At 62.2% G+C, this 14,838-nt stretch carries 12 protein-coding genes; 7 read left to right on the forward strand and 5 right to left on the reverse strand.

Annotation, left to right across the window (positions count from 1 at the left end):
- Positions 1–297 precede the first annotated feature (297 nt).
- Positions 298–1,686 carry a Si-specific NAD(P)(+) transhydrogenase gene (sthA, locus tag X742_RS150275; protein ID WP_023773293.1) on the reverse strand — a complete coding sequence of 463 codons (1,389 nt, stop codon included), beginning with the start codon at positions 1,684–1,686 and terminating at the stop codon, positions 298–300.
- Between the two features lie 204 nt (positions 1,687–1,890).
- On the opposite strand from sthA, the gene X742_RS150270 reads away from it, so the two are divergent.
- The 3 genes from X742_RS150270 to X742_RS150260 all read left to right on the forward strand — a co-directional run bounded on the left by X742_RS150270 (position 1,891) and on the right by X742_RS150260 (position 4,288).
- A complete protein-coding gene (locus tag X742_RS150270; RefSeq protein ID WP_023773294.1) occupies positions 1,891–2,361 on the forward strand; it encodes an RDD family protein in 471 nt (156 codons plus the stop codon).
- Between the two features lie 140 nt (positions 2,362–2,501).
- Entirely contained in the window at positions 2,502–3,260 is a 759-nt protein-coding gene (locus tag X742_RS150265) for an arginyltransferase (protein WP_023773295.1), read from the forward strand.
- 131 nt (positions 3,261–3,391) lie between these two features.
- Complete coding sequence (locus X742_RS150260) at positions 3,392–4,288, forward strand: DMT family transporter (RefSeq protein ID WP_023773296.1); 897 nt, start codon at positions 3,392–3,394, stop codon at positions 4,286–4,288.
- 9 nt (positions 4,289–4,297) lie between these two features.
- Here X742_RS150260 and X742_RS150255 read toward each other — a convergent pair whose 3' ends face one another.
- Positions 4,298–5,506 carry an AI-2E family transporter gene (locus X742_RS150255; protein WP_023773297.1) on the reverse strand — a complete coding sequence of 403 codons (1,209 nt, stop codon included), beginning with the start codon at positions 5,504–5,506 and terminating at the stop codon, positions 4,298–4,300.
- A gap of 260 nt (positions 5,507–5,766) precedes the next feature.
- Complete coding sequence (gene parC, locus X742_RS150250) at positions 5,767–8,019, reverse strand: DNA topoisomerase IV subunit A (protein WP_023773298.1); 2,253 nt, start codon at positions 8,017–8,019, stop codon at positions 5,767–5,769.
- Positions 8,020–8,350: 331 nt separating this feature from the next.
- Between parC and X742_RS150245 the strand changes: the two genes are divergently transcribed.
- A complete protein-coding gene (locus X742_RS150245; RefSeq protein WP_023773299.1) occupies positions 8,351–9,541 on the forward strand; it encodes a hypothetical protein in 1,191 nt (396 codons plus the stop codon).
- A gap of 236 nt (positions 9,542–9,777) precedes the next feature.
- Here the strand turns inward: X742_RS150245 and aspS are convergent, their stop codons facing one another.
- Positions 9,778–11,565 (reverse strand): aspartate--tRNA ligase, encoded by a 1,788-nt coding sequence (gene aspS / locus X742_RS150240; RefSeq protein WP_023773300.1) that lies wholly within the window; start codon positions 11,563–11,565, stop codon positions 9,778–9,780.
- A 222-nt stretch (positions 11,566–11,787) separates the two neighbouring features.
- On the opposite strand from aspS, the gene X742_RS150235 reads away from it, so the two are divergent.
- Positions 11,788–12,162: an avidin/streptavidin family protein gene (locus X742_RS150235; protein ID WP_023773301.1), complete on the forward strand. Its 375-nt coding sequence runs from the start codon at positions 11,788–11,790 to the stop codon at positions 12,160–12,162.
- A 12-nt stretch (positions 12,163–12,174) separates the two neighbouring features.
- On the opposite strand, the gene X742_RS1000000174075 is transcribed toward X742_RS150235, so the two are convergent.
- Complete coding sequence (locus X742_RS1000000174075; RefSeq protein WP_156939401.1) at positions 12,175–12,327, reverse strand: hypothetical protein; 153 nt, start codon at positions 12,325–12,327, stop codon at positions 12,175–12,177.
- Here X742_RS1000000174075 and X742_RS150230 point away from each other — a divergent pair.
- Positions 12,326–13,570 carry an MFS transporter gene (locus X742_RS150230; protein WP_023773302.1) on the forward strand — a complete coding sequence of 415 codons (1,245 nt, stop codon included), beginning with the start codon at positions 12,326–12,328 and terminating at the stop codon, positions 13,568–13,570. The genes X742_RS1000000174075 and X742_RS150230 overlap by 2 nt on opposite strands.
- 75 nt (positions 13,571–13,645) lie before the next feature.
- Positions 13,646–14,797: a ribonuclease D gene (gene rnd, locus X742_RS150225; protein WP_015318283.1), complete on the forward strand. Its 1,152-nt coding sequence runs from the start codon at positions 13,646–13,648 to the stop codon at positions 14,795–14,797.
- Positions 14,798–14,838: the final 41 nt, after the last annotated feature.

Genomic DNA, 14,838 nt, shown 5'->3' on the forward strand with positions numbered 1-14,838 from the left:
AGGGCAAGCCCGCTTTCAAACAGCGCCTCGTGTCCGCCGGCACTGTAGTGCACCAAGGCTTCGCGCAAAAGCGGATGATCATGCGCCGCCGCATCCAGTGCTTCGCCACGCCCCGGACCTGACGGATATTCGGCTTGCTCCTGACGCAGCCGACTGTGTAGCGGCCGACCGTCATCAGCAATTCCATGGCTGGACTCGCAGCCATGCCCTCGCCCACCAGAAATTCCAGCAGCCGCTCGAAGTGGCAAACAGAATGAAGAGAGTGTACGGCTCCCCCGAACTTGCATCAGACAGTGCCTATCCCCGCCCCATCCTGTTCCAGGCGTCGAGGCCGGCGATCTTGTAGGCCTCGGCCAGGGTTGGATAGTTGAAGGTGTTGTTGACGAAGAAGTCGACCGTGCCGCCGAGATTGATCACCGCCTGGCCGATATGAATGAGTTCTGTGGCGCCCTCGCCGACAATGTGCGCGCCGAGCAGGCGCCGCGTCTCGATGGAGAACAACAGCTTCAGGAAGCCGGTGTCGACGCCCATGATGTGGCCGCGCGACGTCTCACGGAAGCGCGCGACGCCAACCTCATAGGCGCCGCCGCTTTGGCGCACCTGCTCCTCGGACTGGCCGACCGTCGAGATCTCCGGCACCGCATAGATGCCGTAGGGGAAGGTCTCCGGCGGTGGCGGAAGCGACACGCCAAAGGCATGGCAGGCTGCCACCCTGCCCTGCTCCATCGAGGTGGAGGCGAGGCTCGGAAAGCCGATGACATCGCCGGCGGCATAAATATTCGGCACGCTGGTCTGAAACGTCCGCGGATCGACCTTGATGCGGCCCCGCGAGTCGGCTTCGATACCAATCAGGTCGAGGCCGAGGCTGCCGATATTGCCGGTGCGGCCGGCGGCGTAAAGCACGACCTCGGAGCGGATAGTGCGGCCATCGGCCAGTTCCACTTCGGCGGCATCCGGCTTGGAGCGGATTTCCTTGACCGCGCTGCCCAGTCTTATCGTCATGCCGCGGTCGCGCATCTGGTGGATGAAATCGTCGACGATCTCCCGGTCGACGAAATCGAGGATGGAGTTGCGCGGCTCGACCAGCGTCACCGGTACGTCGAGCGCGGAAAAGATCGTGGCGTATTCGACGCCGATCACCCCGGCGCCGATCACCGTCAGCGTGCGTGGCAGGCGGTCGAGTTCAAGCATTTCGTCGCTGTCGAAGACCCGGGTCTTGTCGAAGGGCACGTCGGCCGGCCGATGCGGCCTGGTGCCGACGGCGATCAGTGCATTGGCGAAACCGATTTCGCTGTAGTCGCCACTGTCCGACGTCAGGCTGACCTTGTTGGGGCCGAGAAATTTCACCGCCGCGCGCGCGCTTTTGACCTTGTTGCGCATGAACTGGTGCTGCAGCACCTCGACCTCGTGATCGAGCGTCTTGTGCAGACGCTCGATCAGGTCGCCGACGGAGATATCCTGCTTGACCCGATAGCCGCGTCCATAGAAGCCGCGCTCGCGCCAGCCGGAGAGATTGAGCACCGTTTCGCGCAACGTTTTCGAGGGGATGGTGCCGGTGTGCACCGAGACGCCGCCAAGACGCCGGCCCCGGTCGACCACCAGCACCGATTTGCCGAGTTTGGCCGATTGCACGGCGGCGCGGCGGCCGGAAGGGCCGCTGCCGATGACCAGCATGTCGTAGTCCATATTGCCCCGTCCCCTCGGCGTCTTGTTGCGCCGCAGCAAACTAACGCCATCCGTGCTACAAATTCAACCGCTTCGGACCCTCACGCCGTCGTGTGCCGCTTGGCGCCGCGACGAAACGGTCCGATCTTGATTCCACCATGAGCCTTCACCATTTCTGGTGCGGTGGGGCTCAGGCTAAGCAGGCCCCTGTTACGAGGAGATGACATGAACGCTCGCGTTTTCGACGGCGAAATCATCAACACCCGGCTCGACGATGCCAGGGCTTATGAAGGCGTGCGCACAAGGCGGATCCTGGCCTTCGTGCTCGACTATCTCATCGTCGGCCTGCTGACCATTCCGTTCGCCATCCTGGTGTTCTTCCTCGGGCTTTTGACCCTCGGCCTGGGCTGGATGCTGTTCGGCGTCCTGGTGCCGGCGGTCGCCATCCTCTACATCTGGAACACGTTGGGCAGCGCCGACCAGGCCACCACGGGTATGAAGATGATGGGCATCCGCCTTGACCGTCTCGACGGCACCCGCATCGACGGGCTGACCGCGGTGGTCCACTCAGTACTGTTTTGGGCCGGCAACGTCATCCTGTCGCCGCTGGTCCTGCTGGTGACCCTGTTCTCGGATCGCAAGCGCACGCTGCACGATCTTTTGCTCGGCACTGTCGTCAGCCGCACCGGCCGCTGATATCGCTCTCAAGCAGAGCCGCAGCCCCCCTTGAGCGCAAATGTGAAGGTGTTGAGTTGCCCGCACCTTCACAATCCTGTTGAATTTTTCGCCGCCGGAGCCAAAGGTAGAGAGATTCGAAGGAGTGTTTCCAAGGCTCGATGACGCAGCACCCGACCCAGTCGCCGCAGTTCTTCCTCACCGCGCCGTCGCCGTGCCCTTATCTCGATGGCCAATTCGAGCGCAAGGTGTTCACGCATCTGGTCGGCGACAAGGCCTCGGAGATGAATGACCTGCTCACGCAAGGCGGCTTCCGGCGCTCGCAGAACATCGCCTACAGGCCGGCCTGCGAGACCTGCCGCGCCTGTGTGTCGGTGCGTATCCTGGCCCATGAGTTTACCCCCAGCCGCAACATGAAGCGCGTGCTGCAGCACAATTCCGACCTCGTCGGCGCCATGCACAATGCCGAGCCCTCGACCGAACAGTATTCGTTGTTTCGCGGCTATCTCGATGCCCGCCACCGCCGCGGCGGCATGTCCGACATGACGGTGCTCGACTACGCCATGATGGTCGAGGATACCCATGTCGACACCAAGGTGATCGAATACCGGCGGCGCGGACCCGACACCTTCATCACCGGCAAAGGCCAGGGTGAACTCGTCGCGGTGGCGCTCACCGACAAGATGGCCGACGGCCTGTCGATGGTCTATTCCTATTTCAATCCGGATTTCGAAAGCCGCTCGCTCGGCACGTTCATGATCCTCGACCATATCGCCCGTGCCAAGGCGATGGGGCTGCCCCATGTCTACCTTGGCTACTGGGTCAATGGTTCGCGCAAGATGAATTATAAGATGCGCTTCATGCCGCAGGAGCATCTCGGCCCAAAAGGCTGGGAGCGCTATACGAACGAAGCGGTCTGACGCCGAGTTTTCCCCCGATCCACGCTTAAACTGTTTCAAGGCAGGGGATGCTGGTCTTTCAGCCGCTCGGCTGGAGAGAGTGCGCGCTTGCGCCGATCGGCCGCCTGCAATGCAATTGCGAAAGTTCCTGCATGTCCACTCACCATGATCACCAGAAGGGCCTTCTGATAACCGCCATCGGCGGACTGATACTGACCGTCGACATACCGTTGATTCGCCTTGCGGATGGCGGCGCGTGGACCATCCTTTTGCTGCGAACCGGAACCACCTTCATCGCGGCGATGATCATCTGGTCGGTCTGGCGCGCGCTGAGCCGGAATGTCCCGCCGCTTATCCCCGGCTGGTCTGGGCTGATCGTGGCGATATGCTATGGGCTGACCTCGATCACCTTCGTTACTGCGGTCTTCCACACCTCGACCGCCGACCTGGTGTTCATCCTAGCCTTCAACACCGTATTCGCCGCACTCTTGTCCTGGATATTCCTACGGGAAAGGCCGGGGGCGGTGACGATCGCGGCCATGCTGGTCATGATCCTCGGCGTGCTGGTCATCGTCGGCGGTTCGGTTGGCAGCGGCAAGCTGTTCGGTGATTTCATGGCACTGTGCTCGGCTTTCTTCATCGCGGTGGCCATCACCATCTCGCGAGCCAGCGGCAAGGATATGGGATTCACCTCGCTGATCGGCGTCCTTCTGCCGCTTGGGCTGGCAGCCTTCATGGTGAGCGGCGAAGGCTTTCACGTGAACGCGCCATGCTGGATCATCTTCAACGGCGCCGTCATCATGCCGATCTCGTTCTTCTGCCTCGCCGCTGGGCCGAAATACATTTCTGGACCGGAAGTGGCGATGTTCTACCTGCTCGAAACCGTGCTGGCGCCGATCTGGGTGTGGATGATCTTTGCCGAGACGCCGACCCGCAACAGCCTGATCGGCGGCGGCATCCTGATCGTCACGCTGGTCGCCCATTCGCTCTGGCAGTTGCATGATGGGCGCAAACGCCGCGGCGACCTCGCGGTGCACCATCCGGCTTAGAGGTCGAGATCAGGCGCTGGCTTTCTTGACCACGCTGGGCTCGGGCAAGACCTCGATTTGTGGACCGGCTTCGATTTCATTCGGCGGCACGATCTCGTCGGCCAGTTCCACCTCGCGCAGCCACTCGCGCCAGATCGCGACCAGCAGCGCCATCAGCACCGGGCCGATGAACAGGCCGAGAAAACCCATGGTCTTGACGCCGCCGATCAGGCCGAAAAAGGTCGGCAGGAAGGGCAGTTTTATCGGGCCGCCGACGAGCTTGGGGCGCAACGTCTTGTCGACGATGAACAACTCGACCGTTCCCCAGATGAACAGCGCCAGGCCGGCCATCGGCGAGCCGCTGGCGGCGAGATAGATCGAGACCAGTGTGAAGGACAATGGCGCACCGCCGGGGATGAGCGCCATCACGCCGGTCAGCGCGCCGAGCGTCACCGGCGACGGCACACCAGCCAGCCAGTACGCGATGCCCAGCACCAGTCCCTCGCCGATGGCGATTACAGTCATGCCGGTCACGGTCGAGGAAATGGTCGCCGGCACGACGCGCGAGATCCGCTCCCAGCGGGTGGGCAGAATGCGCTCGCCGAGGCGATCGATCTGGCCGGCGAAATTCTCGCCGTCGCGATAGGCGAAAAACAGGGCGATCATCATGAACAGCAGCGTTAGAAAGAGGCTGAAAGCGCTGCCGCCGGCGGCGAGCGCGCCTCGGTAGATGCTCCCTATATTGGCGCCGCTGACTAGCTGGATCAGTTCGCCGATCCCGCCGGGATGGCCGAGATTGGTCGTCCACTGCTCGTTCAGCCATTCACCCACCACAGGCAGGGTGGCGATCCAGTGCGGCGTCACCGCACCGTGGCGGTTGGTCTCTATCGCCCAGCCGACCCATTCGCGCACCTCGTTGATGGCATAAGTGCCGGCAAGCGCGATCGGTATGACCAGGAAGGCGAGGATGAACAGGATGGCAAATGTGGCGGCGATGGTTCGATTGCCGCCAACGCCGACCAGCAGTCGTCGGTAAAGCGGCCAGCTGGCAAAGGCGATGACGAGGGCAGCCAGCACCGGGAACAGGAAGCCGTGGAAGAAATAGACGCCGGCGGCAACGATCAGCACCAGCAGCCAGCGCGCCGCCGACAGCGGCGGTATGACGGCCGAACGGAGCGGTGTGGACAGCCCGAAGAGGCGCTGCTGCCGTTCCGGTTTCTGGATCTTTGCTTCCTTCAAACGCCCTGCTCTCCCCGGCTCATCCGGTCAGTTATGCACCGATATAGTGCAGCAATCGTGACGATAGTCCAAATGTGATGGTGGAGCTGCCAATCTCCCCCCTCGTGGGGAATGTCCGGCAGGACAGAGGGGGGCGCGACCTCTGATCTGATCTTAGGGACCGAGAATTGCGAGAGGCGTAGCTAGCTTGATGCGCCGGCGGGATAGCGCGCCCCTCTGGCCTGCCGGCCACCTTCCCCCACGAGGGGGATCGGCGGCTTCTACCCGAACTTCCCGGTCCTGGGGAATCCCTTGGGCACCATCCGTCCCGCCGACGCCCGGGCGCCGATCCATTCGGCCAATTCCTCGCGCGACCGGGTGAAGGTACGGTCGGCCGAATCCTGCCAGGAGAGACCTGTCTCAAGTGTAAAAGGCTTGAGATCGAGCAGGCCGCCGTCCTTGTATTTCTGCAGCCGCACGCCCTTGCCGCGACCCATCTCCGGAATTTCCGAGAGCGCGAACACCAGCATCTTGCGGTTCTCGCCGACGATGGCCAGGTGATTGCCGGTGACCGGCACGCAGCGCTTGGCCTCGTCCGGCGCCTTGACGTTCATCACCTGCTTGCCCTTGCGGGTGTTGGCGACCACCTCTTCCTCCGGAACGATGAAGCCGTTGGCGTCGAAAGAGGCGAGCAGCAGCTTGCGCTTGGGATCGTGAACGAAGGCGGTGACGATGTCCTGGTCATTGTCCATGTCGACGATGATGCGGATCGGCTCGCCATGGCCGCGGCCGCCCGGCAGCCGATCGGCGCCGATCGTGTAAAACTTGCCGCCGGTGGTAAAGACCAGAACCTTGTCTGTCGTCTGAGCATGGAAGGCGAGCTTGAGGCTGTCGCCCTCCTTGAAGGTCAGCGTCGAAAAATCGGCCAGATGGCCCTTCATCGCCCGCAGCCAGCCTTTTTCCGAAACCACCACGGTGACCGGCTCGCGCTCGATCATGGCGTGCGCGATATCGGTCAGGTCGTGCTCGGGCGCGTCGGCGAACTGCGTGCGGCGCTTGCCAATCTCGGTCTCCGGACCGAACTTGTCGCGAACCTGAGTGACTTCCCACTTGATGGTCGACCATTGCTTGGCATCGGACGCCAGCAGTGCCTCGATCTGCTTCTTCTCGGCGGTCAGGCCGTCGAATTCCTTGCGGATCTCGAATTCCTCCAGCTTGCGCAAGGCGCGCAGCCGCATGTTGAGGATCGCTTCGGCCTGGGTGTCGGTGAGCGACCAGCGGGCCATCATGACCTGCTTGGGCTCATCCTCCTCGCGGATGATCCTGATCACCTCGTCGATGTTGAGATAGGCGATCAGGTAGCCGGCAAGGATTTCCAGCCGCCTCTCGATCTCGCCGAGGCGAAATTTCGAGCGACGGATGAGGACGTCGCGGCGGTGGTCCAGCCATTCCTGCAGCACGCCCTTCAGCGACAGCACGTTGGGCACCTTGCCTCGCGACAGCACGTTCATGTTGAGCGGGAAACGGCTTTCGAGCTCGGTCAGCTTGAACAGCGATTCCATCAGGATGCCTGGGTCGACCGAACGGCTCTTCGGCACCAGGACGACGCGGATGTCCTCGGCGCTTTCGTCCCTGATATCCTCGAGCAGCGGCAGCTTGCGGGCCATCAACAGCTCGGCGATCTTCTCGATCAGCCGCGCCTTCTGCACCCCATAGGGAATTTCGGTGACGACAATGCTCCAGGTGCCCCTGCCCTGGTCTTCCTGGTTCCATTTCGACCGCACGCGGAACCCGCCGCGGCCGGTCTCGTAGGCTTCGAGGATCGAGGCACGGCTGTCGACGATGATGCCGCCGGTCGGAAAATCCGGGCCCTGGACGAAATCCATCAGCTTCGCCACCGGCGCATCGCGATGCTCGATCAGATGCAGCGCCGCGTCGCAGAGCTCGGCGGCATTGTGCGGCGGGATCGAGGTGGCCATGCCAACCGCGATGCCGGACGAGCCGTTGGCCAAGAGATTGGGGAAGGCACCGGGGAGCACGACCGGCTCCTCGTCTTCTTCATTGTAGGTCGGCCGATAGTCGACCGCGTCTTCGGTGATGCCGGCAAGCAGGTCGGTCGCCACGTCGGTCATGCGCGCTTCGGTGTAGCGCATGGCGGCGGCGTTATCGCCGTCGATGTTGCCGAAATTGCCCTGGCCGTCGACCAGGGGATATCGCATCGAAAAATCCTGCGCCAGCCGCACCAGCGCATCATAGATGGACTGGTCGCCATGCGGGTGGAACTTGCCCATCACCTCGCCGACGATACGAGCGCATTTGGCGAACCCCTGGTCCGGGTTGAGGCGCAGCAGGCGCATGGCGTGCATGATGCGGCGATGGACCGGCTTCAGTCCGTCGCGCACATCCGGGAGCGCCCGGTGCATGATGGTCGACAACGCATAGGCGAGATAGCGCTCTTCCAGCGCCTTCTTCAGGTCGACTGGTTCGATATGATCGCCACCGCCATTGTCAGGCGGCAAAAGCCTTTTTCCCATGGGCTGGACCTAGCCGAGCGGGTGATTCGCGGCAAGAGGCGCGCACCGGACCAGTCGATTTGCGCGCAGTTCTGCAACAGAAAACCGCAAGGTCGAGCTTGCCGGCCAACATCAATCTGTTACATGCCGCATCTATTGCGAAGCACGCTGGCGGCCCGACCTTCATGCCAAATTCACTGCGTTCTCCAATAGCGTTCGGATCGGGTTTGCCTTTCAGCGCGATTTTCGACCATTGTGCCGGGACACGCCTTTTTCCCGTCCAGTTCGTCACGGAATGGTGATGGCGCAAAGAATTGAAAAATAATTTCAGGACACTCTCAGGGACCTTGCGATGACAATCAACCGCTCAACTCTCCGGAAATTCGCACTTTCGACCTTCTTGCTCACGCTGCCGCTGAATGCGGCCCTTGCCCAGGACGCGGCGGTCGCGGACCGGCTGAAGGCAGCACTCTCCGCACAGGGCGTCGACATCTCCTGGACCGGCGTGACCGGCGACAACACCAGCATGGTGCTGCAGGGCGTGTCGGTGAAACCGGCCGCGGAAAAGGAAGCGCTGACGATCGGCGACGTCAAGCTCGAGAACATCACCGAGGCCAATGGCGGCTATGATATCGCCACCGTGTCGACCTCGGCCTTCGAACACAGCAAGGACGGCGTCACCCTCGATCTCAGCCCCTTCGTTATCCACGACATGACTGTGCCGGCCGACGGCTCCACCAGCCCGCTTGGCTCGCTGATGATGTACAAATCCGCTGAACTCTCGAACATGACAGTCAAGGTCGCCGACAAGACCGCCTTTTCGATGGATGGGCTCGCCATCCAGATCACGCCGCCCGCCGACGGCAAGCCGATGGAATTCACCGCCAACACGGAGAAGTTCACGGCCGATCTGTCGCTGGTCGAGGATCCCAAATCCAAGGAGGTCATCAACGCGCTCGGCTACCAGAACATCTCGGGCAATCTTGAAATGGCCGGCACCTGGCAGCCGTCGGACGGCAAGATGGAACTGTCGAAATACGACATCTCCGTCGAGAATGCCGGCACGCTCGGCATGACCTTCGACCTCGGCGGCTACACGATCGACTTCATCAAGTCGCTGCAGGAAATGCAGAAGAAGATGGCCGCACAGCCGGAAGGCGCCGACAATTCGGCGCAAGGCATGGCCATGCTCGGCCTGTTGCAGCAGCTTTCGTTCAACAGCGCATCGATCCGCTTCGACGACGATTCGCTGACCGGCAAGGTGCTGGACTATGTCGGCAAGCAGCAGGGCATGTCAGCCAAGGACATCGCCAATCAGGCCAAGGCAATCGTGCCGTTCGGCATGTCGCAGCTCAACAATCCCGAGCTGACGGCTCAGGTTACGGCGGCTGTCAGCAAATATCTCGACGATCCGAAGAGCCTCGAAATCTCGGCCGAGCCGCCGGCATCGGTGCCGTTCGCACTGATCATGGCGGGTGCCATGTCCAATCCGCTCGACCTGCCGAAGACGCTCGGCGTCAGCGTCAAGGCGAACGAGGACTGATCGAAGACAACTCCCTTCTCCCCGTCCCTATACGGGGAGAAGGTGCCGGCAGGCGGATGAGGGGCAGCGCTGACGCCTGCAAGTTTGAAATTGAATGCCGAACCGCCTAAATGTCAGAAGGCGTCAGTTGTCGCGGCTGGTCGCCAAACGCCTGCATCCGCGCTGCCGCTCATTGTCCTGCCGGACATTTCTCCCCGTAGAGTGACGGGGAGAAAAGGGCAGTTGCGACGCTGCAATCAGTCCTTCTTGGTCGGCGCGACACGCAGCGCCAGTTCGCGAAGCTGCTGCGGCGAGGCTTCCGACGGCGCGTTCATCAGCAGGTCGTAAGCCTGCTGGTTCATGGGGAACATGGTGATTTCGCGCAGGTTCTTGGCGCCGACCAGCAGCATGACGACGCGGTCGACGCCGGCGGCCATGCCGCCATGCGGCGGCGCGCCATACTGGAAGGCACGGTAGAGGCCGCCAAAGCGTTCCTCGACCGTGGAACGGTCGAGCCCAACCGTCTCGAACGCCTTGACCATGGTTTCGGGCAAATGGTTGCGGATACCGCCACTGGCGATCTCGAAACCGTTGCACACCATGTCGTACTGGAAGGCCTTGATGCCGAGCAGATCCTCGCCGTTCAGCGCATCGATGCCACCCTGCGGCATCGAGAACGGGTTGTGGGCGAAGTCGATCTTCTTCTCCTCCTCGTTCCATTCGAAGAACGGGAAGTCGACGATCCAGCACAGTTCGAAGCGTTCGCGGTCGACGAGGTTCAGTTCCTCGCCGGCACGGGTGCGCGCCGCGCCGGCGAACGAAACGAACTTCTTGGGATCACCGGCGACGAAAAAAGCGGCGTCGCCGTCGGCAAGGCCGAGCTGCAGGCGGATCGCCTCGGTGCGCTCCTCGCCGATGTTCTTGGCGAGCGGGCCGGCGCCTTCGAGCTTGTCGCCTTCCTTGCGCCAGAAGATGTAGCCCAGCCCCGGCTGGCCCTCGCCTTGCGCCCAGCTATTCATGCGGTCGCAAAAGGCGCGGCTGCCGCCGGTCTTTGCCGGAATGCCCCAGACCTCGGCCTTCGGATCGTTGGCCAGGATGTTGGCGAACACCTTGAAGCCGGAATCGCGAAAATGGTCGGAGACGGCCTGCATCTCGATCGGGTTGCGCAAGTCCGGCTTGTCGGAGCCGTATTTGCGCATGGCGACATCATAGGGGATACGCTGGAATTTCTGCGTCACCGGCTTGCCGTTGGCGAAGGTCTCGAAGACGCCGCGCATCACCGGTTCCATGGTCGACAGCACGTCGTCCTGCTCGACGAAACTCATTTCGAGGTCGAGCTGGTAGAACTCGCCGGGCAGGCGGTCGGCGCGCGGGTCCTCGTCACGGAAGCAGGGCGCGATCTGGAAATAGCGGTCGAAGCCAGACACCATGATCAGCTGCTTGTATTGCTGCGGCGCCTGCGGCAGCGCGTAGAAGGTGCCGGGATGGATGCGCGACGGCACCAGGAAGTCGCGCGCGCCTTCCGGCGACGAGGCGGTCAGGATCGGCGTCGAGAATTCGGTGAAGCCGACCTCGCCCATGCGCTTGCGCATCTCGGCGATGATTTTCGTGCGCGCCACGATGTTCTTGTGCAGTGTCTCGCGGCGCAGATCCAGGAAGCGGTATTTCAGCCTGATGTCCTCGGGATAATCGGGCTCGCCGAACACCGGCAGCGGCAATTCCTTGGCCGCCGACAACACTTCGATCTCACGAGCGAAGATTTCGATCTCACCGGTCGGCAGGTTGGCGTTGACCGTCTCGGGCAAGCGCGCCTTGACCTCGCCATCGACGCGGATCACCCACTCGCCGCGCAAGGTCTCGGCGACCTTGAAGGCAGGCGAATCGGGATCGGCAACGATCTGGGTCAGGCCGTAATGGTCGCGAAGGTCGATGAACAGTAGGCCGCCATGGTCGCGTACGCGATGCACCCAACCCGACAGGCGAACGGAATTGCCAACGTCGCTCTTTCGCAACTGGGCACAGGTATGGCTGCGGTAACGGTGCATGGTCATGGATATAAGTCCGGGGTGCTGGATGGTAGGCCGAAGCATTGCGGCCCGGCCTCAAAATTTGCGCGAAAAGCGCATGGGAGGCATGGTTTGTCAAGGCAAAGGGACGGAGGGGCTATCTCTCAGCTTGGAACCTCGGCTTCAATTTATGGCCGGTCATATGGCGGAACGGTGAACCGCCTGTCGCGTTAGCGCATGATGGACTGAGAGGAGGCAAACATGTTTTCCTGGAAGGGCACTTGGCGCAATCAATACGGTTCGGTTGTAATTATCGACGACGATAGTGAGGGTTTGATCCGCGGTGTCTTCAAGACAGCGTTGCCCGACAGCAGCTTTTCCGGAATGGAAGTGCCTCTTCACGGGGCCGCTCATGGAGATGTGATCGGCTTTACTTCCGCGGCGTCAGGAAAGACAGGGCCGGCGGCTGTGAGCTATACCGGCATTTTTCGAGACGGCAAGATCGAGATGTTGTGGCACACGGTGGCTGGACTGGCTCTTTCAGCCGAGGCCGAGGGTGAGCCCGCAAAGCTGACCACGGTTGGAACATGGCGCGCCTTCGGGACCAGCCTAGACACTTTTGAGCGCGTCGATTGATACGCTGATCGATTAACCGGCGCTGCCGGTCGCCATCGACGTCTGTTTCATCCGCCGAGCTGATTCGACCCGAGGCATCGCTGCCTTTTCATTGGCAAATGCCGCTGGCATCGACGGAGACGATGGTCCAAAAAGGATCAACGATGAGCGGCTGTATTTCTTCATGTCCTCCATCCGTCCCCTGATCCCGCTTCTTCTCGCCGCAGGCATCCTCCTCGGCGGCAATGGGCTGCAGAGCACGCTGATCGCGCTGCGTGGCGCGCAGGAAGGGTTTTCGGCTTCCGACATCGGCCTGATGGGCACCTTCTATTTCGCCGGTTTCCTGCTCGGCTGCCTGGCCATCACCCGCATCATGAAGGCGGTCGGCCATATCAGGGCGTTTTCGGCGCTGGCGGCGATCGCCTCCGTCGGCACCTTGCTGCTCGTGCTGGTTCTCGATCCGGTGATGTGGTGCGCGGTGCGCTTTGCCGGCGGCTTCTGTTTCGCCGGATTGTTCACCATCGTCGAAAGCTGGCTGAATTCCGGCGTCACCAACCACGACCGCGCCCGCGTGCTGGCGATCTACCGGATGGTCGATACCGGATCGGTGACATCAGCCCAGTTCCTGATTCCCGTCTTCGGCGCCGGTGGCTTCACCATCTTCGCCATCATGTCGATCATGATCACGCTGTCGTTGGTGCCGGTTTCGCTCGGCGACCGCTCCAACCCGACGCCGCCGGAAGAGGTCAAGCTCGATCTGGCCCGCGTCTGGCGGATTTCGCCGCTGGGCTGCTTTGGCTGCATCGCCGTGGGCGTCACCAACAGTGCCTTTCGCACCTTGTCGCCGGTCTATGCGGAGCAGATCGGCATGTCGGTCGGCGACGTCGTCACCTTCGTCAGCGTCGGCATTTTCGGCGGAGCCATCATCCAGTATCCGCTTGGTTACCTTTCCGACCGCTGGGATCGGCGCCGGGTGCTGTTGATGACGACCTGCTGCGCGATGCTTTCGGCACTGGCGCTGGTGTTCATCGCCGGCAGCAACCCGCTGCTCAACTTCATCATCATCTTTATCTTCGGTTGTTTCGCCATGCCGCTGTATTCGCTGTCGGCGGCACATTCCAACGACCGCGCGGATGCCGGCGAGTTCGTGCTGATCAACGCCGCCCTGATGCTGTTCTATTCCTTCGGCGCTATTGGGGGCCCTTTCGCGGCGTCGACCGCGATGCAGTATTTCGGGCCAAGCGCGCTGTTCGTCTTCAGCGCCGTGGTCTACGCGATCTTCATTGCCGTCATCCTCTACCGCATGCAGGCACGCTCAGGAGTACCGGCAGGCAAGCGCAGCCGCTTCACGGCGCTGTTGCGCACGTCGACCATTTTCGCGCGGCTGGCGAGGAGAAATAGTGATCAAGACAGTCCGGAAGGGCCGTGACGGGGGCACCACAGCTTGACGAAAGCCTTCCCGGCTGAAATCTAGGAAGACCCTACTCCTGCCAAAAGCGATTTGATGCACGTCATCACCACCCAGAAAGAACTCGAGACCGTTCTCGCCGCTTTCGAAAAGTCGGATTTCGTCACCGTCGACACCGAATTCATCCGCGAAACGACCTTCTGGCCAATCCTGTGCCTGATCCAGATGGCCGCGCCCGGCGTGACCGCGCTGATCGATCCGCTGTCGCCTGATATCGACTTGGCTCCCTTCTTCAGGCTGATGGCCAACGAGGCGGTGGTCAAAGTCTTCCATGCGGCGCGACAGGACATCGAAATCATCGTCCATCTCGGCGACCTCGTTCCGCACCCGGTGTTCGATACCCAGGTGGCGGCGATGGTCTGCGGCTTCGGCGACAGCGTTTCCTACGATCAGCTGGTACAGCGCATCACCGGAGCGCGGCTAGACAAGTCGTCGCGCTTCACTGACTGGCGCCATCGGCCGCTGTCCGACAAGCAGCTTGATTACGCGCTGGCCGACGTCACCCATCTGATCGAGGTCTATCAGCACCTCAACGCCGAGCTGGCGCGGGAAAACCGCGCCCACTGGCTGAATGAGGAGATGGATGTCCTGACCTCGCGCGAGACCTACGATCCGCACCCCGAGGATGCCTGGAAGCGGCTGAAGATGCGGCTTCGCAAGCCCCAGGAGCTGGCGATCGTGCAGGCCGTGGCGGCATGGCGCGAACGCGAGGCGCGCGAGCGCGACGTGCCGCGCGGCCGTGTGCTCAAGGACGACGCAATCTACGAGATCGCACAACAAGGACCGCGCGATGCGCCAGCCCTTGCCAAGTTGCGCACCACGCCAAAAGGCTGGGAACGCTCCTCGACGGCGACGGCATTGCTCGGCGCGGTCAACACCGCGCTCGCCCTGCCCAAGGAGCAGATGCCGAAACTGCCGAAAAACTTCCAGCCGCCCGAGGGCTCGAATGCGGCCGCGGAACTGTTGAAGGTGCTGCTCAGAATCGTCGCCGAAAAACAGGGCGTCGCCTCGAAGGTGCTGGCCTCCAGCGATGACATCGATCGCATCGCGGCCGAGGGCGAGGATGCCGATGTGCCTGCGCTGCAAGGATGGCGGCGCGCCGTGTTCGGCGAACACGCGCTGAAGCTGGTACGCGGCGAGATCGGCATCAAGTTCGACAATCGCAAGATCGCGGTGTTCGATCTATAGGCGCCGGCCTTTCCCTCTTCCCTTTTGGAGAAGGTGATTAG

Origin of the sequence: Mesorhizobium sp. LNHC229A00, from assembly GCF_000502415.1 — a bacterium.
Lineage (GTDB): Bacteria > Pseudomonadota > Alphaproteobacteria > Rhizobiales > Rhizobiaceae > Mesorhizobium.